The organism is Variovorax sp. OV329 (assembly GCF_900114785.1).
GTDB lineage: Bacteria > Pseudomonadota > Gammaproteobacteria > Burkholderiales > Burkholderiaceae_C > Variovorax.
The window spans coordinates 350,417-372,926 of sequence record NZ_FOUG01000002.1; the positions used below are offsets into that span (position 1 = coordinate 350,417).

A 22,510-nucleotide genomic window follows, 5' to 3' on the forward strand; every position below is an offset into this window, starting at 1 on the left:
CATGTCTCCCTGCCAACAATGCGGCGCCTGCTGCGCCAGCTACCGGGTCGACTTCAGCGTCCACGAACTGGACGAGCAAGGCGGCCGCGTGCCCTCGGGCCTGGCGGTCGAGGTGAACGACACGCTGTGCCGCATGCGAGGCACCGACCACGCCCGGCCCCGCTGCGCAGCCCTGACCGGAACCATCGGCCAGAAGGTGGCCTGCGGCATCTACGAGTGGCGGCCCAACCCCTGCCACGAGCTGGAGGCCGGCAGCGATGCCTGCGGCCGCGCCCGCGCCCGGCACGGCCTGCTGGCGTTGCCGCTGCCGCACTGAAGAAGCGCTGTCATGTTTTGATTCTCCTTCGTTGGAAATAACCGACACCACGGTTATTCCCGCGGCGCTACCTTCTGCGCCATGGATTCGAAATCACCCCGCCTGTGGGACATCTCGCCGCCCGTGCATGCAGGCGCGCCGGTGTTCCCCGGCGACACGCCCTACCGGCAGCGCTGGGCCGCGACCATCGGCCCCCAGTGCCCGGTCAACGTCAGCGAGATCGCGCTCTCGCCGCACGTGGGCGCGCATGCCGACGCCCCGCTGCACTACGACGCCGACGGCGCCACCATCGGCGACCTCGGCCTGACGCCTTTTCTCGGCCGCTGCCGGGTCATCCATGCAATCGACTGCGGAGCGCTGGTCGAGTGGCGGCATGTGGCGCACGCCCTGCACGACCTGCCGCCGCGCGTGCTGCTGCGCACATATCGCCAGATGCCCGTCGATCGCTGGGACCCGGAGCTCTCGGCCTACGCCCCTTCCACCATCGAGCGCTTCGCCGACCTGGGCGTGCAGCTGGTGGGCATCGACACCGCCAGCATCGATCCGGCCGACAGCAAGACGCTGGACAGCCACCAGGTCATCCGCCGCCGCGGCCTGCGCGTGCTGGAGAACCTCGTGCTCGACGAGGTGCCCGAAGGCGACTACGAACTCATCGCGCTGCCGCTGAAGCTGGTCAGCGCCGATGCCTCTCCCGTTCGCGCCGTGCTGCGCGAACTTGCTTCCTGAACACCTGCCGCCCATGAAACTCGACGACTGCCAGCGCCTCGATGCGCAAGACCCGCTGCGCGCCCTGCGCGATCAATTCCTGCTGCCTGAAGGCGTGATCTACCTCGACGGCAATTCGCTGGGCGTGCTGCCCAAGTCCGCACCCGGGCGCGTGGCCGAGGTGGTGGCCAAGGAATGGGGCGAAGGCCTCATCCGCTCCTGGAACACCGCCGGCTGGTTCGACCTGCCACAGCGCCTAGGCGACAAGGTGGCGCGCCTCATCGGCGCCGCGCCCGGCGAGGTGGTGTGCACCGACAGCACCTCCATCAACCTCTACAAGGTGCTGTTTGCCGCCATCGCACAGGCCAAAGCCGGCGATGCGAAACGGCGCCTGGTGGTGAGCGAGCGCAGCAACTTCCCCACCGACCTGTACATCGCCGAGTCGCTTTGCCGCGAGCATGGCCTCACGCTCAAACTGATCGACAGCGAGGCCGAGCTGCCCGCCGCCCTGACGCAGGAAGTGGCGGTGCTGATGCTCACCCACGTGAACTACCGTACCGGCGCCATGCACGACATGAAGGCCATCACTGCCGCCGCGCACGCCGCCGGCGCGCTCACCGTGTGGGATCTGGCGCACAGCGCGGGCGCTGTGCCGGTGGCGCTCAACGAAAGCGAGGCCGACTTCGCCATCGGCTGCGGCTACAAGTACCTCAACGGCGGCCCCGGCGCGCCGGCCTTCGCCTGGGTGAACACCAGGCACGCCGGCCAGTTCATGCAGCCGCTGTCGGGCTGGTGGGGCCACGCGGCGCCCTTCGAGTTCAGCCCGCAGTACCGGCCGGCGCCGGGCGTGGGCCGCTACCTCTGCGGCACGCAGCCCATCGTGAGCCTGGCGGCGCTGGAATGCGGCCTGGACACCGTGCTCGCCGCCGAGCCCCAGGGCGGCATGGCGGCGCTGCGCAAGAAGTCGCTGGAACTGACGGACGCCTTCATCGCGCTGGTCGAGGGACGCCTGCCGGCACAGTTCGAGCTCATCACGCCGCGCGAGCATGCACGCCGCGGCTCGCAGGTATGCCTCGCACTGACCCAGCAGCAGACGCCCACGCAGGCCTACGCGATCGTGCAGGCGCTGATCGCACGGGGCGTGATCGGCGACTACCGCGCGGGCGATTCGCAGATGCCCGACATCCTGCGCTTCGGCTTCACGCCGCTGTACCTTGGGCTGGCCGACGTGTGGAATTCCGTCGAGCACCTGGTGCAGGTGATGGAGCGCGCCGAATGGAAGCGCGACGAGTTCAACGCCAGGAACGCGGTGACCTGAAATGAGCTGCCCCGTCAATCACACCGAGAACATCGTCAAGGACGAGAAGGCGCAGCTCGACTTCAGCCAGTCCATGAGCTATGGCGACTACCTGCACCTGGACCAGGTGCTCAGCGCGCAGCACCCGCTCTCGCCGGCGCATGACGAGATGCTCTTCATCATCCAGCACCAGACCAGCGAGCTGTGGATGAAGCTGATGCTGCACGAGCTGCGCGGCGCCACCGATTGCATCGCCACCGACCGCCTGCCCGACGCCTTCAAGATGCTGGCGCGGGTGAGCCGCATCATGGAGCAGCTGGTCAGCGCGTGGACCGTGCTCTCGACCATGACGCCGCCCGAGTACACCGCCATGCGGCCCTACCTGGCCAGCTCCAGCGGCTTCCAGAGCGCGCAGTACCGCTGCATCGAGTTCGCCCTGGGCAACAAGAACGCGGCCATGCTCAAGCCGCACGCGCACCGGGCCGACCTGCTTGCGCAGGTGGAGGCCGCATATCACGCACCCTCGCTCTACGACGAGGCCCTGCGCCTTCTGGCGCGCCACGGCCTGCCCGTGCCCGCCGACCGGCTGGATCGCGACTGGACGCAGCCCTACGAGGCCAGCGATGGCGTGGAGGCCGCGTGGCTCACCGTCTACCGCGCGCCGCAGGCGCACTGGGACCTCTACCAGCTGGGCGAGAAGCTTACCGACCTGGAGGACGCCTTCCGCCTCTGGCGCTTCCGCCACGTGACCACCGTGGAACGCGTCATCGGCTTCAAGCGTGGCACCGGCGGCACGGGCGGCGTAAGCTATCTTCGCAAGATGCTCGACGTGGTGCTCTTTCCGGAAATCTGGAAGCTGCGCACCGACCTGTAGGCCCGCAAGCCAGTCCACAAGGAAGGGAGCCTGGATGGATGACTTCTTCACCGCCGCCGAACTGGCGCAACTGCGCGAGCACGGCATCGTGCTCTTCGCAGGCCGTGTGATCTTCGATGCCCGCCCGCCCATCGGCGCGGAGCAGCTCGCCGCCGTCGAGGCGGCCAGCGCCGGCCCGGTGCCGCCGCAGCTGCTCGCGCTGTGGAAGGAGACCTGCGGCGGCGCGCTGGACTACGACCTCTCGGTGCGCATGAACGGCGGCGAGGAACCCATCCTCTGGGCCGAGCTTTTCGGCCATGGCCCGGACGGCTTCCACGACCTTCCCGGATGGATCGAGCACGAGCGCCAGGCGGCCGGCTCGCCCCAGCTCGCCGCCCTGCCCTTCGGCGGCTTCGAGGACACCGATCGCCTGCTGGTCTTGACCGAGCCCGGCGCACGGCACGGCCAGGTGCTGGCCTGGAAGCAGGCCCTGCCCCAGGCCTGGCCGCACGCCATGCACGAGGACGGCCTGGCGACGGTCGCCACCGACCTCGAAGGCGCCTTCGCGGCGCTGCACCTGGCGGAAGACCCGCTGGAGCCCGCCGGTGACTACTACACCGGCCAGGCCCTGCTCGACTACCTGGACGAGCGCCACGGCGACCACGGCATGGACCTGGACCTGGCCGACAAGCTGGTGGCCTACTACCGCCGCGCGGTCGTCGACTGGCGCAAGCCCCTCAGCGAAGGGCGGCTGTCGGAAGTCCCCCCGCTGGCGGCACAGATCGCGCAGCGCCACGCCATTGCCACCGACGACCCGGCACTCATCAACGAGCTGGCGGCCGCCGGCGTGCGCTTCGACGTGCCCTTGCACGGCAGCGCGCTGCCCACCGACCTGGCGCTGGCGCACGGCGCCTTCGAAGCGGCGGCCGCGCTCGTGGCAGGCGATGCGCCGCTCTCCGGCCATGCGCTGGACAACATCGAAGGCCCGATCTCGCCGGAACTGACGCAGGAGCTGCTCGCGCGCGGCGCCAAGCCCAGCGCACGCGCCATTGCGCAATGCGTGGCCGCCGGCGCGCCCGACGCGGCACGCCTCATCGCGCAGGCCTACCAGCAGCAGAACGCGGACTTGCCGCAAGCCTTCGAATCAGCACGCAACGCCTTGCTCGAGCAGTTGCAGGCCGCCCTGGCCGAAGCCAGCAGCGCCGGCCTGGGGCAGGACGCGGGCGCCGAAGGCCTGGCCGAGCGCATCGAGCACCTGCAGAGCTTCACGCTCTGAACCGGCGCCCGGTCCCGGCTCAGCCTTCGTAGAGCCAGGGGTTGTCCAGCAGGTGCGCGCCCAGCACGCGCAGGGCCGCGTCGCGCGCCATGCGCCGTGCGCCGCCCGCATGGAAGACTTCGCCGTTGCGCTGCGCGCGCGCCTGCACCCGCGCATTGCGCTGCCAGCGGGCTGCGGCGTAACGGGCGAAGGCGGCGGGCAGATCGGCGGCGGCGCCTGTCCCCACGCGATCGGCCAGCGCCACCGCATCCTCGATCGCCATGCCGGCCCCCTGCGCCAGGTAGGGCAGCATGGGGTGCGCCGCGTCACCCAGCAGCGCAATGCGCTCGCGCACCATGTCCTGCGGGCCCGACAGCGGCGGCAGGTCGTTGAGCAGCCACGCCCGCCACTGCGGCATCGCTTCGATCAGCGGGAACACGCCATCGCAGCGCTTGCCGATGGCCGCCAGCAGCGCTGCGAGGTCGGCCTGCTGGTCCCAGTCGGCCGGGTCGGGCTTCTGCACCCAGGCGCCGCCGGGCTGGACCTCGGCGATGACGACGACGTTGAGGAAGGCACCCGCGCGCACCGGGTAGGCCACGGCGTGCAGGCGCTCGCCCAGCCAGACCTGCACTTCGCTGCTGCGCAGCGCCGCCGGCAGCGCATCGATGCGCACCAGCGCGCGCCAGGCGGTGTGGCCTGTGGCGCGCGGCGGCGCTGCATCTTCCGACACGCGCCGGCGCACCAGGCTCCACAGGCCATCCGCACCGACCAGGCCGTCACCCTCCCAGGCGTGCTCGGCGCCGGCGCCCACGCAGACGGTGTCGCCGCGCGCCGCCACCTGCGTGATCTGCACGCCGGTGCTCAGCTCGACCCGCGGGGCCAGCGCTCGCGCGGCTTCCAGCAGCACGCCATGCAGGTCGGCGCGGTGGATGCAGAGGTAGGGGCCGCCGTACTTGCGCTCGATGGTGTCGGCCAGCGGCATGCGCGCCAGCAGGCTGCCGTCCTGCGCATCTCGCACCGCCACGGCGGGCGGACGCGCCGCCAGCTTCAGGGCGCCGTCGAGCAGGTCCAGCGACTTCAGGCGGCGGGTGACGTTGGGGCCCAGCTGGATGCCGGCACCGATCTCGGCGAAGGCCGGTGCCTGCTCCAGCACCTCGACGCTCTGGCCGCGGCGGGCCAGCGCAACCGCGGCCGCGAGTCCGCCGATGCCGCCACCGGCAATGAGGATGCGCGCCGGCATGGGCTCTTAGCGCATGCGGGTCAGCGGAACCTCGGTCGGCTCTTTCTGGTTCGGTGCGGCCTGGCCCTTGCTCGCGCAGGTGGGCGAGCAACTGTCGCAGGCGCCGCAGCCGGATGACTTGGAGAGCGTGGCCGCCAGCTTCTGGGCGCCCTGCTCGTTCACGAGGCCGGCGCGCTGCCCGCCCGCCGCCATCTTCGCAGCCAGGGCGCGTCGCCAGGCGCCGGGCATGTAGCGCCAGGCGAGGTAGAGCGCCGCGCAGGCGCCGATGAGAGCGACGATGACTTCTTGCATGGCGTGATTCTTCTCAGCCGGCCCCCAGGGCCACTGCCACGTGGTAGGTGATGAAGCAAGCAATATAGGCCAGGCCGAACAGGTAGGCGGCCATGATCCACACATAGCGCCAGGAGTTGGTCTCGCGCTTGACCGCCGCCAGCGTCGACAGGCACTGGGGCGCAAAGACGAACCACACCATCAGCGAGAGCGCGGTGGCCAGCGACCAGCTGCCGGCGATGAGCGGCTCCAGCGCGCCGGCCACGTCGTCGCCGGTGGCCGAGAGCGCGTACACCGTGCCCAGGGCGCTGACCGCCACTTCGCGCGCGGCCATGCCGGGCACCAGCGCGATCGAGATCTGCCAGTTGAAGCCGATGGGCGAGAAGATGTACTCCAGCCCGCGGCCGATCATGCCGGCCAGGCTGTACTGGATGGCCGGCCCCGTCGCGCCTTCGGGCGGCGCGGGGAAGGTGGACAGGAACCACAGCACGATGGTCAGCGTGAGGATGATCGTGCCCACGCGTCGGATGAAGATCCAGGCGCGTTCGTACAGGCCCAGCAAGAGGTTGCGCAGGTTGGGCCAGCGGTACGCCGGCAGCTCCATCATCAGCGGCGAGTGCACCACGCCGCTGCGGAAGCGCTTCATCACCCAGGCCACGGCCATGGCCGAGACGATGCCGAAGACGTACAGCGCGAACAGCACCAGCCCCTGCAGGTTGAAGATGCCGGCCACGTCGCGTGCCGGGATGAAGGCGGCGATGAGCAGCGCATACACCGGCAGCCGCGCCGAGCAGGTCATGAGCGGCGCGATCATGATGGTGGTGATACGGTCGCGCCAGTTGCTGATGGTGCGGGTGGCCATCACGCCCGGAATCGCGCAGGCGAAGCTGGACAGGAGCGGAATGAAGGAGCGGCCCGACAGGCCCACGGTGCCCATCAGCCGGTCCAGCAGGAAGGCCGCGCGCGGCAGGTAGCCCGAGTCTTCCAGTGCCAGGATGAAGAGGAACAGGATCAGGATCTGCGGCAGGAAGACGATCACGCCGCCGGCGCCGGCAATGATGCCGTCCACCAGCAGGCTCTGCAGATGGCCTTCGGGGATCCAGGCCTTGAGCAGGTTGCCCAGCGCCTCGGTGCCGGACTTGATCGCGTCCATCGGCACCTCGGCCCAGCTGAACACCGCCTGGAACATCAGGAACAAGGCCACCGCCAGCACCAGCATGCCCCACACGGGGTGCATCACCACGCGGTCGATCCTGTCGCTGGTGGCCAGGCTGCCCACCGGCTCGCGCACCGCCACCGAGAGGATGCGGCGCACTTCGCGCTGGGTCGCCAGCACGTCCTCGAAGGCGGGTGCCTTCCAGCCGCTGGGCCTGGCCGGCTGCACCGGAACGTCGATGGCCGCCATCAGCGCCTTGGCCCCATCGGTGCTCACGCCGACGGTCTCGACCACGGGCAAGCCCAGTTCCTGCGAAAGCTTCTTCGTGTCGACCTCGATGCCCTGGCGGCGCGCCATGTCGCTCATGTTGAGCGCCACCACCATGGGCAGGCCCAGGGCGCGCGCTTCCAGCACCAGGCGCAGGTTCAGGCGCAGGTTGGTGGCGTCGGTGACGCACACCAGCAGGTCGGGCAGTTCTTCCCTGCTCTGGCCGGTGACCACGTCGCGGGTCACGGCCTCGTCGGCGCTCAGCGCGTTGAGGCTGTAGGCGCCAGGCAGGTCGAGCACGAAGACGCGCCGGCCCGAGGGCGTGCGCAAAATGCCTTCCTTGCGCTCCACCGTCACGCCGGCGTAGTTGGCCACCTTCTGGCGGCTGCCGGTCAGCAGGTTGAACAGCGCCGTCTTGCCGCAGTTGGGATTGCCCAGCAGCGCGACGCGGTCGGGCAGGTTCAGGGCGCTTGCCTCAGCCATGGTGCTCGGCTCCCGGCACGACGCGGATCAGCGCGGCCTCGTGGCGACGCAAGGCGAAGGTGGTGTGGCCCAGGCGCACGGCCAGCGGCTCGCGGCCCGGCACGCCGCTGGCCACGATGCGCACGGCCTCGCCAGGCACGAAACCGATCTCGATCAGGCGAAGTGCCAGTTCGCGGTCCTCGGCAGACTCGGGCCGCTGCACGTCCAGCACGGTCGCCCATTGGTGGCTGGGAAATTGATCGAGGCTCAATGCGGCCGCCGCTACACCGGTCAAAGTCGTCACCCGTGGAGATCCTGTTTTAAAAATGAGAATTATTCTCGAAAACTAGCTCCTCCGCGCTGATGACCCCAAACAGCCTACAAGCCACGTCGAATTTGCCGCCCTACGCCGCATGGGCAACCCAACCGGGGCCGGAAGCCATAGGGCCGCCGGCGGGCCGGCTGGACCTCCGGCCAATGACGCCAGCCGGGCCTTCAACCTAGACTTTTCCTAGCGCATTTCGCGGATGGAAAGGGAGGAGCAGGCGATGACAGCAGCGGCACGAAACATCCTGGCGTCGGTGGGCCTGGGCGGCGCCAACCTGGCGAACGACGTGGCGACAGTGCAGTCCATGCTCAACCACGTGCCCTCCGGCAAGGGTGGACCGGCGCCGGGACTGGACACCGACGGCAAATGCGGCCCACTGACGGTGGGCGCGATCCGCAACTTCCAGTTCACGCAGTTCAACGCCGCGGACGGCCGAGTGGACGTGGGCCACCGCACCATCGAGCGCCTGCAGGGCTTCGACCAGGGGCCAGGCGCAGCGCCGGCGCCGCTGCCGGGCGGCATTGCACCGCCGCAGATCGTGACGCCGCCGGGCTTCCTGCCGCCCAAGTCGGACCCCGGTGCATCGCCGACCTTCGCCATGCCGCCCGGCCTTTCGCCGCTGCGCCGCCGGATCCTGGAAATCGGCATGGGCGAGGCACAGCCCGAGCCCGCCGTGACCGACCTGAAAACCGTGCGCGACGGCAACGAGACGGTGCGCGCCGGCTGGCAGCGCCTGAAGCAGTACTTCGACGAGGGCGTGGAAGGCTGGAGCGAGCAGAAGTGGAAGGACAAGGCCACCTGGGACGGCGTGCGCATCCCGGGCAAGCGCATCCCGCAGCCTGGCACCTCCGGCGTGAGCTGGTGCGGCATCTTCGCGACCTGGGTGGCGCGCACGGCCGGCGCCCAGACCAAGTGGCGCATCGGCGCCGGGCCCACGGGGCTCAAGCTGAACTTCGGGCGCAACTGCCGGCCCGGCGACATCGCCGTCATGGCCAAGGACGTGCACCACTTCATCGTGGCCAGCCCGCTGGGCGACGAGATCGTCACCATCAACGGGAACTCGAACAACCAGGCCATCCTGGTCAAGCCCAGGCCGCTGAGCAGCGTCGTGTACTTCTACAGTGTCGAGGACTGATGGAAGAAGGCGCTCGCAGGGGGCGCCTTCTTCCGGCCGCGCCGATCACCCTGCGAGCAGCTGCCGCAGCACGAAGGGCAGGATGCCGCCGTGCGCGTAGTAGTCCACCTCGATCGGCGTGTCGATGCGCAGGCGCACCGTCACTTCCTGGTCGCTGCCATCGGCGCGGTGGATCACGATCTTCACGTCCATCTGCGGCCTGAGTTGGCCACCGATCACCACGTCGATGGTCTCGTCGCCCTGCAGCTTGAGCGACTCCCAGGAGTCGCCACCCAGGAACTGCAGCGGCAGCACGCCCATGCCCACCAGGTTGGCGCGGTGGATGCGCTCGAAGCTGCGCGCCACCACGGCCCTGATGCCCAGCAGCTGCGTGCCCTTGGCCGCCCAGTCGCGCGAGGAGCCGGTGCCGTATTCCTCGCCGCCGAAGATCACCGTCGGCACGCCGGCGGCCATGTACTTCTGCGCCGCATCGTAGATGTACATCTTCTCGCCGCCGGGCTGGTAGAGCGTCACGCCGCCCTCTTCCCGCGTGCCGTTGGCATCGGCCGGGATCATCAGGTTCTTGATGCGCACGTTGGCGAAGGTGCCGCGCATCATCACTTCGTGGTTGCCGCGGCGCGAGCCGTAGCTGTTGAAGTCGGCCTTCATCACGCCGTGCTCCTTGAGCCACTTGCCAGCGGGAGAGCTTTCCTTGATGGAGCCGGCCGGCGAGATGTGGTCGGTGGTGATGGAGTCGCCGAACAGCGCCATCACGCGCGCGCCCTTGATGCCGGCATCGGCCGCGGTGGGCTTGAGCTTGAAGCCCTCGAAGAATGGCGGCTCGGCAATATAGGTGGACTTGGGCCAGTTGTAGACCTGGCCGGTCACGCCCTCGATGCTGGTCCAGAGCTTGCCCGGGTCGTTCTTGATCTGGTCGTAGTTCTGGCGGAAGGCCTTGGCATTCATGGCCAGACGCAGGTTCTGGTCGATCTCCTTCGCGCTGGGCCAGATGTCGCCCAGGTACACGTCCTTGCCGCCCTTGCCCTTGCCCACCGGCTGGGTCATCAGGTCGACCATCACGTTGCCCGCGATGGCATAGGCCACCACCAGCGGCGGCGAGGCCAGGAAGTTGGCTTTGAGGTTCGGGTGGATGCGCGCCTCGAAGTTGCGGTTGCCCGAGAGCACCGCGGCGCACACCAGGTCGTTCGACGTGATCGCCTCGTTGATCTCGGGCGCCAGGTCGCCGGCATTGCCGATGCAGGTGGTACAGCCGTAGCCCGCCAGGTAGAAGCCCAGCTTCTCCAGGTAGGGCAAGAGGCCCGCCTTCTCCAGGTAGCCGGTGACGATGCGCGAGCCGGGCGCCAGCGAGGTCTTCACGTGCGGCTTGACCTTCAGGCCCGCCTCCACCGCCTTCTTCGCGAGCAGGCCCGCGGCCAGCAGCACACTGGGGTTGGAGGTGTTGGTGCAGGAGGTGATGGCGGCGATGAGCACATCGCCATTGCCGATGCTCACCACCTCGTCGGCAGCGGACGGCGCCACGGTGTTGGCGGCGGCCCGCGTGTCGCGGTTGGCCACCATCTCGACCACCGGGCGGGGCGAGCCGGGCGGGGGCGGCGGCGCGTCGGCGATGGCGGGCTCGCCGCCCGCGGGCAGCGGATGGCGCAGGTGGAGCTTGTCCGTCGGCTGGTTGAAGCCATTGGCCTCGATGGGCTTGCTGTAGAGCTCCGCGAACTTGCTCGACAGTTGCCCCAGGTCGATTCGGTCCTGCGGCCGCTTGGGGCCGGCCAAGCTGGGCGTGACGGTGCCCAGGTCGAGCTTGACCGTCTTGGTGTAGTGCAGTTCGCCCACCGCGGGCATGCCGAACAGCCCCTGCGCCTTGTAGTAGGCCTCGAAGCGCTCGATCTCGTCGTCCTTGCGGCCGGTGCCCTTGAAGTACTCGATGGTCTTGTCGTCCACCGGGAAGAAGCCCATGGTCGCGCCGTACTCGGGCGCCATGTTGCCGATGGTGGCGCGGTCGGGCACGGGGATGGAGGCGGCACCGGGCCCGAAGAACTCGACGAACTTGCCCACCACCTTTTCCTGCCGCAGGATGTTGGTGACGTACAGCACCAGGTCGGTGGCGGTAACGCCTTCTCGCAACTTTCCGGTGAGCTCGAAGCCCACCACGTCGGGCGTGAGGAAGTACACCGGCTGGCCCAGCATGGCCGCCTCGGCCTCGATGCCGCCCACGCCCCAGGCCACCACGCCGATGCCGTTGACCATGGTGGTGTGGCTGTCGGTGCCCACCAGCGAGTCGGGGTAGTACACGGGCGCCTTCGAATCGTCGCTCGGGTGCTTGTAGACGCCCCGCGCGAAGTACTCCAGGTTGACCTGGTGCACGATGCCGAAGCCAGGCGGCACCACGCCGAAGGTGTCGAAGGCCTGCATGCCCCACTTCATGAACTGGTAGCGTTCATGGTTGCGCTGGAACTCCAGCTTCATGTTCAGGTCCAGCGCCTTGGGCGTGCCGTAGTGGTCCACCATCACCGAGTGGTCCACCACCAGGTCCACCGGCACCAGCGGCTCGATGGTCTTGGGCGACTTGCCCAGCTTGGCGGCCACGCTGCGCATGGCGGCCAGGTCGGCCAGCAGCGGCACGCCGGTGAAGTCCTGCAGCACCACGCGGGTGACCACGAAGGGGATCTCGTCCACGCGCTCGGCATTGGCGGCCCAGTTGGAGAGCGCCTCCACATGCTCGGGCGTCACCTTCTGGCCATCGCAATTGCGCAGCACGGACTCCAGCACGATGCGGATCGACACTGGCAGCTTGTCGATGTTGGGGTATTTCTTGGCGAGCTCGGGCAGCGAATAAAACCTGCCGGCCTTGCCCGACGCGGTCTTGAACGACTTGAGCGTGGAGGCAAAGGCGTGCGCCGAATCCTGGGCCATGGGCAACTCCTTCTTGGGGGCGGATGTGGGGATCGGGTTTGAAGATAGCAGGGAACGATGAAGCCGGCATGCCCCTCATGACCTGCAAGGTCATGTCTTTGGTGACTGGACACGCCTAGGATGCGCACCATGACAATGCATGCCGCGCCGCCCAACGCCGCCGATCCATTCGGCAAGCACCTGCGCCACTGGCGCCAGCAACGGCGCCTGAGCCAGCTCGATCTCGCCCAGGAGGCGGATATTTCCACCCGCCATCTGAGCTACGTGGAAACCGGCCGCGCCGCGCCCAGCCGCGAGATGGTGCTGCGCCTGGCCGAGCGCCTGGAAGTGCCGCTGCGCGAGCGCAATGCCCTGCTGGTGGCCGCCGGCTATGCGCCCATGTACCGCCAGCGCTCGCTGGACGATCCGGCCATGGCGGCGGCGCGGCAGGCGGTGGACCTGGTGCTCAAGGGGCACGAGCCCTTTCCTGCCCTGGCGGTGGACCGCCACTGGCACCTGGTGGCCGCCAACGCAGTGGTGCCGCTGCTCATGGCCGGTGCCGAACCGGAACTGCTCAAGCCGCCCATCAACGTACTGCGACTGAGCCTGCATCCCAAGGGCCTGGCGCCGCGTATCGCCAACCTGGCGCAGTGGCGCGAGCATCTGCTCGAACGGCTGGCCCAGCAGATCTCGGTCACGGGCGACAGCGTGCTTTCTGCCCTGCGCAGCGAGCTCGCGGCCTATCCGGTCGGGCACGCCGGCCACGAGGCGCCGGTCGCGGGGGGCGAACTGGCCGGCGTGGTCGTGCCCTTCCAGCTCATGACGCCGCAGGGCGTGCTCAGCTTCATCAGCACCACCACCATCTTCGGCACACCGGTGGACGTGACGCTGCAGGAACTGGCGGTGGAATCCTTCTTCCCCGCCGATGCCCGCACGGCCGAGGCACTGTCCGCCTTGCGACGCTAGCCGCCCGGCTTGCCCGCCGCCTCGTCGTCGACGGCCTTCTGCACGGCGCGGTAGAAGGCCTCGCGTGCCGCGCTGGCCGTGCGGTCCTGCGCGCCGCCGGCCCCAGTTGGCGTTGGACGCGATCACCAGCTTGCGCCTGGGGTCGATGAAGATGCCCTGGCCGAAGATGCCGCGCGCGGAGAAGCTGCCGTCGTCGTAGGTCCACCACTGGTAGCCGTAGCCGCGACCGGGGTAGCCGATGTCGGCCTGGCGGGTGGTGGCCTGGGCCAGCCAGCCGTCGGGCACCACCGGCTGGCCGTTGGCCTTCGCGCCATCGAGGATGAACTGGCCGAAGCGCGCGAAGTCGCGCGTGGCCGCCTGGATGCAGCAGCCGCTGATCTCCTGGCCGGTGCGGCTGAGGATCCAGGTAGCCTGCTGCTCCATGCCCGCAGGCACCCAGATCTTTTCCGACAGGTAGGTGGCCAGCGGCTTGCCCGTGGCGCGCGAGAGCAGCACGCCCACCAGGTTGGTCTCGCCGGTGCTGTAGTTCCAGCGTGTGCCGGCCGGCGCGACGCGCGGCAGCTTGCGCAGGTAGCTGACCAGCGAGTCCACGCCCTCCTCGGGCTGGTGGTTGTTGAAGCGGGCCACGTCCGACCTCGGGTCGGCATAGTCCTCGTTCCACTTCACGCCCGAGGTCATGGTCAGCAACTGGCGGATGCTCACCTGGTCATAGGCCGAGCCCTTCATCTCCTGGATGTAATCGCTGACCTTGTCCTCCAGGCTGCGGATCTGGCCGTCGCGCACCGCGGCACCCATCAGCGTGGAGGTGATGGACTTGGCCACCGAGAAGCTGGTCCAGCGGCCCTGGGCGTCGAAGTCGAGGCCGTAGCGCTCCAGGCGCAGCTTGCCGTCCTGCAGGATCACGATGGCCGCGCTGCGCTGGCTTGCCATGTACTCGTTCAGGTCCAGCGGCAGGGCCAGCGGCGCGCCGGCCGGCAGCGGCGAAGGCTTGTCGGCCGCGGCCACCACGCGCGCCTTGGCCAGGATGGGCAGCCGGTCCAGCGCGCGGAAAGCCGCGTCGCGCTGCGGCTGGCTCCAGAAGAGCACGTCGCGGTTGGTGGGCAGCGTGGCCAGCAGGCCGCGCGTTTCCTTGTCCAGGCTCGACCATCCGGCGGCGCCGGCGACGAGCACCAGGGCCAGGATTCCAAGTACGATTCTTCCGAGCTTCATGCTGCCATCCCGCGTTGCTGTGTGTTCGGCGCATTGGACAGCAATCCCCGCATGCGCCGCATCCGCAATGAACCGGAGGCCACCAAAGAAAAAGACCCGCCGAGGCGGGTCTTTTTCAGGCGTCGCGCGAGGCGAAGGGATCAGGCCGCCACGGTGGCAGCCGCTTCGGTGAACTCCTCGATCTTGTCGAAGTTCAGGTACTGGTAGATCTGGCCGGCGCTGGAGTTGAGCACGCCCATGTCGGCCATGTACTCGTCCCTGCTCGGGATCTTGCCCAGCTTGGAGCAGATCGAGGCCAGCTCGGCGCTGCCCAGGTACACGTTGGTGTTCTTGCCCAGGCGGTTGGGGAAGTTGCGGGTGCTGGTGGACATCACCGTGGCGCCTTCGCGCACCTGTGCCTGGTTGCCCATGCACAGCGAGCAGCCGGGCATCTCGGTGCGTGCGCCGGCATTGCCGAACACGCCGTAATGGCCTTCCTCGGTCAGTTGCTGCGCGTCCATCTTGGTGGGCGGTGCGATCCACAGCTTCACCGGGATGTCGCGCTTGCCTTCCAGCAGCTTGGAGGCTGCGCGGAAGTGGCCGATGTTGGTCATGCACGAGCCGATGAACACCTCGTCGATCTTGGCGCCGGCGACTTCGGACAGCGTCTTCACGTCGTCCGGGTCGTTCGGGCAGGCCACGATGGGCTCGTGCACGTCGGCCAGGTCGATCTCGATGACGGCCGCGTATTCGGCGTCGGCATCGGGCTGCAGCAGTTCCTGGTTCTTGAGCCAGGCTTCCTGCGCGGCAATGCGGCGGGCCAGCGTGCGGGCGTCGGCATAGCCTTCGGCGATCATCCACTTCATCAGCGTGATGTTGCTGTTGATGTACTCGGCGATCGGTTCCTTGTTCAGGCGCACGGTGCAGCCGGCGGCCGAGCGTTCGGCCGAGGCGTCGGACAGCTCGAAGGCCTGTTCCACCTTCAGGTCGGGCAGGCCCTCGATCTCGAGGATGCGGCCGGAGAAGATGTTCTTCTTGCCCTTCTTCTCGACCGTCAGCAGGCCCGCCTTGATGGCGTACAGCGGAATGGCGTTGACCAGGTCGCGCAGGGTGACGCCGGGCTGCATCTTGCCCTTGAAGCGCACCAGCACCGATTCGGGCATGTCCAGCGGCATGACGCCAGTCGCGGCAGCGAAGGCCACCAGGCCCGAGCCGGCCGGGAAGCTGATGCCGATGGGGAAGCGGGTGTGCGAGTCACCGCCGGTGCCCACGGTGTCGGGCGTCAGCAGGCGGTTGAGCCAGCTGTGGATCACGCCGTCGCCCGGGCGCAGCGAGACGCCGCCGCGCGTGGCCATGAAGTCGGGCAGCTCGTGGTGCATCTTCACGTCGACCTTCTTCGGGTAGGCCGCCGTGTGGCAGAACGATTGCATGACCAGGTCGGCCGAGAAGCCCAGGCAGGCCAGGTCCTTCAGCTCGTCGCGGGTCATCGGGCCGGTGGTGTCCTGCGAGCCGACCGAGGTCATCTTGGGTTCGCAGTAGGTGCCCGGGCGCACGCCCTGGCCTTCGGGCAGGCCGCATGCGCGGCCGACCATCTTCTGGGCCAGCGAGAAGCCCTTGCCGCTGTCGACCGGCGCCTGAGGCAGGCGGAACAGCGTGGAAGCGGGCAGGCCCAGGGCCTCGCGCGCCTTGGACGTGAGGCCACGGCCGATGATCAGCGGAATGCGGCCGCCGGCGCGCACTTCGTCGAACAGCACCTCGCTCTTGACCTGGAATTGCGCGATGACTTCGCCGTTCTTCAGGGCCTTGCCTTCGTAGGGGCGCAGCTCGACGACGTCGCCCATGTTCATCTGGCTCACGTCCAGCTCGATGGGCAGGGCGCCCGCGTCTTCCATCGTGTTGTAGAAGATGGGGGCGATCTTGTTGCCCAGGCACACGCCGCCGAAGCGCTTGTTCGGGATGAAGGGGATGTCGTCGCCGGTGAACCACAGCACCGAGTTGGTCGCGCTCTTGCGCGAGGAACCCGTGCCCACCACGTCGCCCACGTAGGCCACCAGGTGGCCCTTGTCCTTGAGGGCCTCGATGAACTTGATCGGGCCGCGCTTGCCGTCTTCTTCGGGCGTGAAGGAGGCGCCTTCGCGCTTGTTCTTCAGCATCGCCAGGGCGTGCATCGGGATGTCGGGACGGGTGGTGGCGTCGGGGGCCGGCGAGAGGTCGTCGGTGTTGGTCTCGCCAGGCACCTTGAAGACCGTGATGGTCAGGCTCTTGGGCACTTCGGGGCGGCTGGTGAACCACTCGGCATCGGCCCAGCTCTGCAGGACGGACTTGGCGTTGGCATTGCCCTTGTCGGCCAGTTCCTTGACGTCGTGGAACTGGTCGAACATCAGCAGGGTCTTCTTCAGGCCGTCGGCGGCGACGGCGCCCACTTCGGCGTCACCGAGCAGGTCGATCAGCGGGCTGATGTTGTAGCCGCCCAGCATGGTGCCCAGCAGCTCGGTGGCGCGGGCGCGCGAGATCAGCGAGCACTTCTCGCTGCCGTGCGCCACGGCGGCCAGGTAGCTGGCCTTGACCTTGGCGGCATCGTCCACGCCGGCGGGCACGCGGTGGGTGATCAGCTCGACCAGGAACTGGCCCTCGGCCGCGTCCGCAGGCTTCTTCAGCAACTCGATCAGCTCGGCCGTCTGCTGGGCCGACAGCGGCAGCGGCGGGATGCCGAGGGCGGCGCGCTCGGCGACATGGGCACGGTAGGCTTGCAACATTTTTCGTTCTCTTTCGGTTCTCGAAACTCTGGCGGCCTATGCAAGAGGCGGGCCGCCGTCGCCGTGGGGCGTCAGGAGCGCAGGCTTACTTGGCCGGGGCGTCGGCGCCCTCGAACAGGCTCTTGGGCGGGTTCTTCTTCATTTCCTCTTCCACCGCCAGCTGCTGGTTCGCCTGGCACTGGTCGGCCAGGCGCTCGCCCTTCTTCTGGCTCATCAGCATGGACTTGTTGCCCAGCTGCAGCCACATGGCTTCGGCGCGCGGGTCTTCCAGGCGGATCGCGCCGGTGCGGCTGTTGACCGGGTGCATGCGGAATTTCTGCTTGCCCAGTGACACGTTGAAGAACCCTTCCTTGGCAGGGTCGGCCGCGATGTCCACGCTGGCGCCCAGCTCGCACTTGATGTGGCCGGTGATCACCGACTTGGCGACGGCGATGTCTTCCGGCGTCAGCACCACGTTGGTGTCGTCGGAGATGGGCTTGGCCTCTTCGATTTCCTTGATGATGGGCTTGGGCACCACCTTTTGCGTGACGCGCTTGCCGGTCGTCGGCGCCTTGTAGGGCTTGGGCGTCGTGGTGGAGGTCTGTGCATTTGCGGCAAGCGGCAGCGACAGGGCCAAGGCAGCAACGAGGAGGATTTTTTTCATGTGGGCTTCCTTGAAAGAAAAGCTGAGGTCTACGGGTGAAAGGTCAAGGCTGCGCGCCGTGGTGGTGGTCGAACCAGGCGCGGGCCGGCGGCGGCAAGGTGCGGCCCGTGGCATGGGCGCGTTCGAGCACCTGCCAGTAGAGCCGATAGCTGGCGCGGTCATGTAACACGCCATCGAAGCTGACCGGCGCCCACTCGGCGGCCAGGGCCGCCTCGATCAGGCGCGTGGCCGTCTCGATCTGCCGCTCGCTGGGCGCGAAAGCGTCCAGGATGGGGCGGATCTGGTTGGGGTGGATGCTCCACATGCGCGTGTAGCCGAACTCGTCGGCCGCGCGGCGGGCCGCGGCGCGCATCGCGTCCACGTTGCTGAACTCGGTGACCACGCAGTGCGACGGCACCTTGCCGTAGGCATGCGCGGCCGAGGCGATCTCGAGCTTGGCGCGCACCACCAGCGGGTGGCTGAACTGCCCTGCGGCGGCCATGCCCTCGGCGGGAATGGCCCCGGCATGGGCGGAGACGAAATCCATGAGCCCGAAGCTCAGCGACTGCACCCGCGGATGCGCGGCGATGTCGAAGGCATTGCGCACCGCCAGCGGCGACTCGATCAGCACCTGCAGCGGCAGCGCGCCGGCGCCAGCGGCATCGAGGGCGGCGGCGGCCTTGACCACGTCGGCCGCCGACTCGACCTTGGGCACCATGATGTGGCACAGCTTTGAAGCGGCCCGCCCCGCGATGGTGGCGATGTCGGCCGCGAAGGACGGATGGTCCACCGGATGCACCCGCACCGCGACGCGCATGCCCGGCGCGGCCGCCAGGGCCAGTTCGGTGACCAGCTGCGCGTGCTCGGCCTCGCCGCCCACCGGGGCGCCGTCCTCGCAGTCGAGGGTGACGTCGAACACGCAGGCGCCGAACTCCTGCGCCATCTCGGCCTGCAGTTGCAGGCTCTTCTTCATGCGCGCTTCAACGCCGCTGTAGTGGTCGCACACCGGCAGCGCCACGGCACCGGCCTGCGCGCCCAGCAGCACCTGGCGCGGATGGTGGAAGGCGGTCTTGCCGTTCATGCCTTGCGGGTGGCCACGATGAACAGGCGCGGGAAGGCCAGCAGTCGCTGTCCGTCGGTGCGCGCCGGGTAGGCGGCATCGATGCGGCGCTCGTACTCGGCCAGGTAGCTCTCGCGCAACTCGGGCGAAAGCGGGTCGACGAAGGGCCGCAGGCCGGTGCCGCGCACCCAGTCGACGATGGCGCGCGCCGAGGCCATGGGGTGCTGGTAGGCGGTGCGCCAGATGTCGATGCTGCCGGCGATGGGCGCCAGCAGGTCGTAGTAGCCCTGCAGGCCCAGCAGCTCGGTGCGCAGCTTGGAGTAGTCGCCGATCGCCGCGGCCCAGGTGGGCTCGGCCGCCACTTCGCGCATGAGGCAGTGGGTGGGCTCGTCGCGGTTGTCGGGCATCTGGATGGCCAGCACGCCACCCGGGGCCAGCGACTGCAGCAGGCGCGGCAGCAGCGTCTCGTGGTCGGGCACCCACTGCAGGGCGGCGTTGGCGTAGATGAGCTCGGGTGCGGTCTCGGGCTGCCAGCTCGCGATGTCGCTGAGCGCGAAACGCACCTTCGGGTATTGGGCCTCGGGGAGGCGCTCGCGCGCCGATTCGATCATCGACGGCGAGTTGTCCGTGCCGATGACGGCGGCGGAGGGGAAGCGCTCGACGAGAAGCTCGGTCGAGTTGCCTGGGCCGCAGCCCAGGTCCACGGCCAGGCGGGCCGACTGGAGCGCCACACGCGCGAGCAGGTCGCGCGCCGGGCGGGTGCGCTCGTCCTCGTAGCGGGTGTAGAGCGCGGGATTCCAGTCAGCCATGCCGGCGTCCGAGTCGGATCAGAGCAGGTGCTTGACGCCGTCCTGCTCGCCTTGCAGCTCGGCCAGGGTCTTGTTGATGCGTTCCTGGCTGAACTCGTCGATGGCCAGGCCCTCGACGATCTTGTACTTGCCGCCTTCGGTGGTGACCGGGAAGCCGAAGATCACGTCCTTGGGAATGCCGTACTCGCCATTGGACGGAACGCCCATGGTGACCCACTTGCCGTTGGAGCCCAGGGCCCAGTCGCGCATGTGGTCGATGGCGGCGTTGGCAGCCGAGGCCGCCGAAGACAGGCCGCGCGCCTCGATGATGGCGGCGCCGCGCTTGCCCACGGTGGGCAGGAAGGTGTCGGCGTTCCAGACCTGGTCGTTGATCAGGTCCTTGACGTTCTTGCCGCCGACGGTGGCGAAGCGGTAGTCGGCGTACATCGTGGGCGAGTGGTTGCCCCAGACGGTCAGCTTCTCGATGTCGCCCACGGCCGTGCCGGTCTTGGCGGCGATCTGGCTGGCAGCGCGGTTGTGGTCCAGGCGCAGCATGGCGGTGAAGTTCTCGCGCGGCAGGCTGGGCGCGCTCTTCATGGCGATGTAGGCGTTGGTGTTGGCCGGGTTGCCCACCACCAGCACCTTGACGTTGCGGCTGGCGACCTTGTCCAGGGCCTTGCCCTGGGCGGTGAAGATCTGGGCGTTGGCGGCCAGCAGGTCGGCACGTTCCATGCCGGGGCCGCGCGGACGGGCACCCACCAGCAGGGCGTAGTCGGCGTCCTTGAACGCGACTTCCGGATCACCCGAGGGGATCACGCCGGCCAGCAGCGGGAAGGCGCAGTCTTCCAGTTCCATGATCACGCCCTTGAGCGCCTTCTGGGCCTTCTCGTCGGGGATCTCGAGCAGTTGCAGGATCACGGGCTGGTCTTTGCCGAGCATTTCGCCGGATGCGATGCGGAACAACAGGGCGTAACCGATTTGGCCTGCGGCGCCGGTGACGGCAACGCGAACGGGCTTCTTGCTCATGGGAAGGACTCCAGATGGTGATGAAAACGAGGGGCGGACGCGGGCGGCGGAGTGTGCATTGCGCTTGTGTCCGCGGGCTCGGGCGCCCCGCCTGAAAAACGTCTGCGATTCTATTCCGATTCGCCCATGGGATGGCGGATGTCTTATGTCTTATATAAGATACGAGGTGTTGCATCGCATCGCGATGCGGCACGCCCACGCCCATGACCACCGCTCCCCACCCGACCGCCGACAATCCGGCGCCCGCCTTCAGCCCGCTCTATCAGCAGATCAAGACGCTGATCCTGCGCAGCCTGCAGGCCGGCGAATGGAAGCCGGGCGAGCCCATTCCGAGCGAAATCGAACTGGCGGCGCGCTTTCGCGTCAGCCAGGGCACGATGCGCAAGGCCATCGACGAACTGGCCGCCGAGAACCTGGTGGTGCGCCGCCAGGGCAAGGGCACCTTCGTCGCCACCCACGCCGAGCAGCATGTGCAGTACCGCTTCCTGAAGCTGGTGCCCGACGACGGCGACGCCACGGCCGAGGGCCCTGCGGTGCGCACCATCGTCGACTGCAAGCGCCAGCGGGCCACGGCCGACGTGGCGCGCGCCCTGGCGCTGCGCACCGGCGACGCCGTGCTGCAGGTGCGGCGGGTGCTTGCCTACCGCGCCGTGCCCACCATCCTGGAAGACCTGTGGCTGCCTGGCGCCCCCTTCAAGGGCCTCACCGCCGAGCGGCTGGAGCAGTGGCATGGCCCGATGTACGCCATGTTCGAGACCGAGTTCGGCGTGCGCATGGTGCGCGCAGAGGAGAGAATCCGTGCCGTGCTGCCGGACATCGAGCAGGCGACCCTGCTTCAGGTGGATGGCGCTACCCCACTTCTGAGCGTGGAGCGTGTGGCGCACACGTACCACGATACGCCCATGGAACTGCGCCGAGGGCTGTACCGCACCGACACGCATCACTACCGCAACGAGCTGGGCTGAATGAATCCTGGTGCGTTCTTGTCGGCCTTCTCGCGCACGCCCGTGCTGAGTGATGGTGCATTGCAATAGAATTTTGGGTTGTTTGCTTCTTTGACAACGAAGAACAAGCCGTCCTCCAAGAAAGCCACGAAAGCCCCCATGACAGAGCTTGCAACAAGCCGGCCTCCACGCCGCGAATTTCGCAACATCAACGCCCTCACCGACCTGCCGAGCTACCGGCTGCCTCCGGCGGGCCTCGTGTCCATCCTTCACCGGGTCAGCGGCGTGCTGATGTTCCTGCTGATGCCCTTCATCATCTGGATGTTCGACGCATCGGTGTCTTCCGAAATCTCCTTTGCCAAGTTCAAGGCCGTCTTCAACAGCGGCTTTTCTTTTGTCCCGGGCTTCCTGGTGAAACTGGTGGCGCTGGCCCTGATCTGGGCCTACCTGCATCACTTCTGCGCCGGCCTGCGCCACCTTTGGATGGACGTGAGCCACTCCGCCGTCAACAAGGAGTTCGGCAAGACCTCCGCCCTCGCCGTCCTGGCCATCAGCGTGCTGCTCACCGTGGTGCTGGGCCTGAAGCTGTTCGGCGTCTATTGAGAACAAGGAGCAGAACAACATGGCAGTGAACTACGGCTCCAAGCGCACCGTCGTCGGTGCGCATTACGGCATGCGCGACTGGCTCAGCCAGCGCGTCACCGGCGTCCTCATGGCGCTCTTCACCATCGTGCTGCTGGCACAGGTGATCTTCTCCAGGGGCCCGATCGGCTACGACAAGTGGGCGGGCATCTTCTCGTCCCAATGGATGAAGGTGCTCACCTTCACCGTCATCGCTTCGCTTCTCTATCACGTGTGGGTCGGCATGCGCGATGTCTGGATGGACTACGTCCAGCCGGTCGCCATCCGCCTGGTCCTGCAAATCTTCACGATCGTCTGGCTTGTCGGTTGCGCGGGTTGGGCCATTCAGGTCCTCTGGAGAGTCTAAAA

The 22,510-nt window shown here is 68.3% G+C and carries 20 protein-coding genes and 1 pseudogene; 10 read left to right on the forward strand and 11 right to left on the reverse strand.

Annotated elements, in window-relative coordinates; translation table 11 throughout:
• The first annotated feature begins 1 nt into the window (after position 1).
• The 5 genes from BM345_RS04445 to BM345_RS04465 all read left to right on the forward strand — a co-directional run bounded on the left by BM345_RS04445 (position 2) and on the right by BM345_RS04465 (position 4,447).
• Positions 2–316 (forward strand): YkgJ family cysteine cluster protein, encoded by a 315-nt coding sequence (locus BM345_RS04445; RefSeq protein ID WP_093375943.1) that lies wholly within the window; start codon positions 2–4, stop codon positions 314–316.
• 81 nt (positions 317–397) lie between these two features.
• Positions 398–1,042, forward strand: a complete 645-nt coding sequence (kynB, locus tag BM345_RS04450) for an arylformamidase (RefSeq protein WP_093375945.1) — start codon at positions 398–400, stop codon at positions 1,040–1,042.
• Positions 1,043–1,055: 13 nt separating this feature from the next.
• Entirely contained in the window at positions 1,056–2,339 is a 1,284-nt protein-coding gene (kynU, locus tag BM345_RS04455) for a kynureninase (protein ID WP_093375947.1), read from the forward strand.
• A gap of 1 nt (position 2,340) precedes the next feature.
• Positions 2,341–3,192 carry a tryptophan 2,3-dioxygenase gene (gene kynA, locus BM345_RS04460; protein WP_093375949.1) on the forward strand — a complete coding sequence of 284 codons (852 nt, stop codon included), beginning with the start codon at positions 2,341–2,343 and terminating at the stop codon, positions 3,190–3,192.
• Between the two features lie 34 nt (positions 3,193–3,226).
• Entirely contained in the window at positions 3,227–4,447 is a 1,221-nt protein-coding gene (locus BM345_RS04465) for an SMI1/KNR4 family protein (protein ID WP_093375951.1), read from the forward strand.
• Positions 4,448–4,466: 19 nt separating this feature from the next.
• Here the strand turns inward: BM345_RS04465 and BM345_RS04470 are convergent, their stop codons facing one another.
• From BM345_RS04470 to BM345_RS04485, 4 genes are read right to left on the reverse strand one after another with little or no spacing between them, the layout of a single operon-like run.
• Entirely contained in the window at positions 4,467–5,666 is a 1,200-nt protein-coding gene (locus BM345_RS04470; RefSeq protein WP_093375953.1) for an FAD-dependent monooxygenase, read from the reverse strand.
• Positions 5,667–5,672: 6 nt separating this feature from the next.
• The gene (locus BM345_RS04475) at positions 5,673–5,957 is read right to left on the reverse strand and encodes a DUF6587 family protein (RefSeq protein ID WP_093375955.1); all 285 of its coding nucleotides are present in this window, start codon (positions 5,955–5,957) and stop codon (positions 5,673–5,675) included.
• Positions 5,958–5,970: 13 nt separating this feature from the next.
• A complete protein-coding gene (locus tag BM345_RS04480; protein WP_093375957.1) occupies positions 5,971–7,842 on the reverse strand; it encodes a ferrous iron transporter B in 1,872 nt (623 codons plus the stop codon).
• Positions 7,835–8,116, reverse strand: a complete 282-nt coding sequence (locus BM345_RS04485; RefSeq protein ID WP_254789555.1) for a FeoA family protein — start codon at positions 8,114–8,116, stop codon at positions 7,835–7,837. Before BM345_RS04485 ends, BM345_RS04480 begins: the two co-directional genes overlap by 8 nt.
• Positions 8,117–8,369: 253 nt before the next feature.
• Between BM345_RS04485 and BM345_RS04490 the strand changes: the two genes are divergently transcribed.
• Positions 8,370–9,284, forward strand: a complete 915-nt coding sequence (locus BM345_RS04490) for a peptidoglycan-binding domain-containing protein (protein ID WP_093375961.1) — start codon at positions 8,370–8,372, stop codon at positions 9,282–9,284.
• 45 nt (positions 9,285–9,329) lie between these two features.
• Here the strand turns inward: BM345_RS04490 and BM345_RS04495 are convergent, their stop codons facing one another.
• Positions 9,330–12,191, reverse strand: coding sequence for an aconitate hydratase (locus BM345_RS04495; RefSeq protein WP_093375963.1), 2,862 nt, complete (start codon positions 12,189–12,191; stop codon positions 9,330–9,332).
• Positions 12,192–12,320: 129 nt separating this feature from the next.
• Here BM345_RS04495 and BM345_RS04500 point away from each other — a divergent pair, with 129 nt between their 5' ends.
• Positions 12,321–13,136 carry a helix-turn-helix domain-containing protein gene (locus tag BM345_RS04500; RefSeq protein WP_093376248.1) on the forward strand — a complete coding sequence of 272 codons (816 nt, stop codon included), beginning with the start codon at positions 12,321–12,323 and terminating at the stop codon, positions 13,134–13,136.
• Positions 13,137–13,298: 162 nt separating this feature from the next.
• On the opposite strand, the pseudogene BM345_RS30480 reads toward BM345_RS04500, so the two are convergent.
• From BM345_RS30480 to BM345_RS04530, 6 genes and pseudogenes are all read right to left on the reverse strand, one after another.
• Positions 13,299–14,345 (reverse strand): annotated as a pseudogene (locus tag BM345_RS30480) (serine hydrolase domain-containing protein); the annotation flags it as partial.
• Positions 14,346–14,485: 140 nt separating this feature from the next.
• Positions 14,486–17,080, reverse strand: coding sequence for a bifunctional aconitate hydratase 2/2-methylisocitrate dehydratase (gene acnB, locus BM345_RS04510; RefSeq protein WP_093375965.1), 2,595 nt, complete (start codon positions 17,078–17,080; stop codon positions 14,486–14,488).
• Between the two features lie 85 nt (positions 17,081–17,165).
• Positions 17,166–17,723, reverse strand: coding sequence for a hypothetical protein (locus tag BM345_RS04515; protein ID WP_093375968.1), 558 nt, complete (start codon positions 17,721–17,723; stop codon positions 17,166–17,168).
• 43 nt (positions 17,724–17,766) lie between these two features.
• Entirely contained in the window at positions 17,767–18,783 is a 1,017-nt protein-coding gene (locus BM345_RS04520; protein WP_093375970.1) for an HpcH/HpaI aldolase/citrate lyase family protein, read from the reverse strand.
• Positions 18,780–19,571 carry a trans-aconitate 2-methyltransferase gene (tam, locus tag BM345_RS04525; RefSeq protein WP_093375972.1) on the reverse strand — a complete coding sequence of 264 codons (792 nt, stop codon included), beginning with the start codon at positions 19,569–19,571 and terminating at the stop codon, positions 18,780–18,782. Before tam ends, BM345_RS04520 begins: the two co-directional genes overlap by 4 nt.
• A gap of 18 nt (positions 19,572–19,589) precedes the next feature.
• Positions 19,590–20,576, reverse strand: a complete 987-nt coding sequence (locus BM345_RS04530; protein ID WP_093375974.1) for a malate dehydrogenase — start codon at positions 20,574–20,576, stop codon at positions 19,590–19,592.
• 203 nt (positions 20,577–20,779) lie between these two features.
• Here BM345_RS04530 and BM345_RS04535 point away from each other — a divergent pair, with 203 nt between their 5' ends.
• The 3 genes from BM345_RS04535 (at position 20,780) to sdhD (ending at position 22,508) form a co-directional block, all read left to right on the forward strand.
• Positions 20,780–21,541 (forward strand): GntR family transcriptional regulator, encoded by a 762-nt coding sequence (locus BM345_RS04535; protein ID WP_093375976.1) that lies wholly within the window; start codon positions 20,780–20,782, stop codon positions 21,539–21,541.
• A 138-nt stretch (positions 21,542–21,679) separates the two neighbouring features.
• The gene (gene sdhC, locus BM345_RS04540; protein ID WP_093375978.1) at positions 21,680–22,123 is read left to right on the forward strand and encodes a succinate dehydrogenase, cytochrome b556 subunit; all 444 of its coding nucleotides are present in this window, start codon (positions 21,680–21,682) and stop codon (positions 22,121–22,123) included.
• Between the two features lie 19 nt (positions 22,124–22,142).
• Positions 22,143–22,508, forward strand: a complete 366-nt coding sequence (sdhD, locus tag BM345_RS04545; RefSeq protein ID WP_093375980.1) for a succinate dehydrogenase, hydrophobic membrane anchor protein — start codon at positions 22,143–22,145, stop codon at positions 22,506–22,508.
• Positions 22,509–22,510 lie beyond the last annotated feature (2 nt).

Bases quoted from the DNA above. Each gene is read 5' to 3' on its own strand.
- BM345_RS04445 (WP_093375943.1), top strand. From the start codon at position 2: ATGTCTCCCTGCCAACAATGCGGCGCCTGCTGCGCCAGCTACCGGGTC.
- kynB (WP_093375945.1), top strand. From the start codon at position 398: ATGGATTCGAAATCACCCCGCCTGTGGGACATCTCGCCGCCCGTGCAT.
- kynU (WP_093375947.1), top strand. From the start codon at position 1,056: ATGAAACTCGACGACTGCCAGCGCCTCGATGCGCAAGACCCGCTGCGC.
- kynA (WP_093375949.1), top strand. From the start codon at position 2,341: ATGAGCTGCCCCGTCAATCACACCGAGAACATCGTCAAGGACGAGAAG.
- BM345_RS04465 (WP_093375951.1), top strand. From the start codon at position 3,227: ATGGATGACTTCTTCACCGCCGCCGAACTGGCGCAACTGCGCGAGCAC.
- BM345_RS04470 (WP_093375953.1), bottom strand. From the start codon at position 5,666: ATGCCGGCGCGCATCCTCATTGCCGGTGGCGGCATCGGCGGACTCGCG.
- BM345_RS04475 (WP_093375955.1), bottom strand. From the start codon at position 5,957: ATGCAAGAAGTCATCGTCGCTCTCATCGGCGCCTGCGCGGCGCTCTAC.
- BM345_RS04480 (WP_093375957.1), bottom strand. From the start codon at position 7,842: ATGGCTGAGGCAAGCGCCCTGAACCTGCCCGACCGCGTCGCGCTGCTG.
- BM345_RS04490 (WP_093375961.1), top strand. From the start codon at position 8,370: ATGACAGCAGCGGCACGAAACATCCTGGCGTCGGTGGGCCTGGGCGGC.
- BM345_RS04495 (WP_093375963.1), bottom strand. From the start codon at position 12,191: ATGGCCCAGGATTCGGCGCACGCCTTTGCCTCCACGCTCAAGTCGTTC.
- BM345_RS04500 (WP_093376248.1), top strand. From the start codon at position 12,321: ATGACAATGCATGCCGCGCCGCCCAACGCCGCCGATCCATTCGGCAAG.
- acnB (WP_093375965.1), bottom strand. From the start codon at position 17,080: ATGTTGCAAGCCTACCGTGCCCATGTCGCCGAGCGCGCCGCCCTCGGC.
- BM345_RS04515 (WP_093375968.1), bottom strand. From the start codon at position 17,723: ATGAAAAAAATCCTCCTCGTTGCTGCCTTGGCCCTGTCGCTGCCGCTT.
- BM345_RS04520 (WP_093375970.1), bottom strand. From the start codon at position 18,783: ATGAACGGCAAGACCGCCTTCCACCATCCGCGCCAGGTGCTGCTGGGC.
- tam (WP_093375972.1), bottom strand. From the start codon at position 19,571: ATGGCTGACTGGAATCCCGCGCTCTACACCCGCTACGAGGACGAGCGC.
- BM345_RS04530 (WP_093375974.1), bottom strand. From the start codon at position 20,576: ATGAGCAAGAAGCCCGTTCGCGTTGCCGTCACCGGCGCCGCAGGCCAA.
- BM345_RS04535 (WP_093375976.1), top strand. From the start codon at position 20,780: ATGACCACCGCTCCCCACCCGACCGCCGACAATCCGGCGCCCGCCTTC.
- sdhC (WP_093375978.1), top strand. From the start codon at position 21,680: ATGACAGAGCTTGCAACAAGCCGGCCTCCACGCCGCGAATTTCGCAAC.
- sdhD (WP_093375980.1), top strand. From the start codon at position 22,143: ATGGCAGTGAACTACGGCTCCAAGCGCACCGTCGTCGGTGCGCATTAC.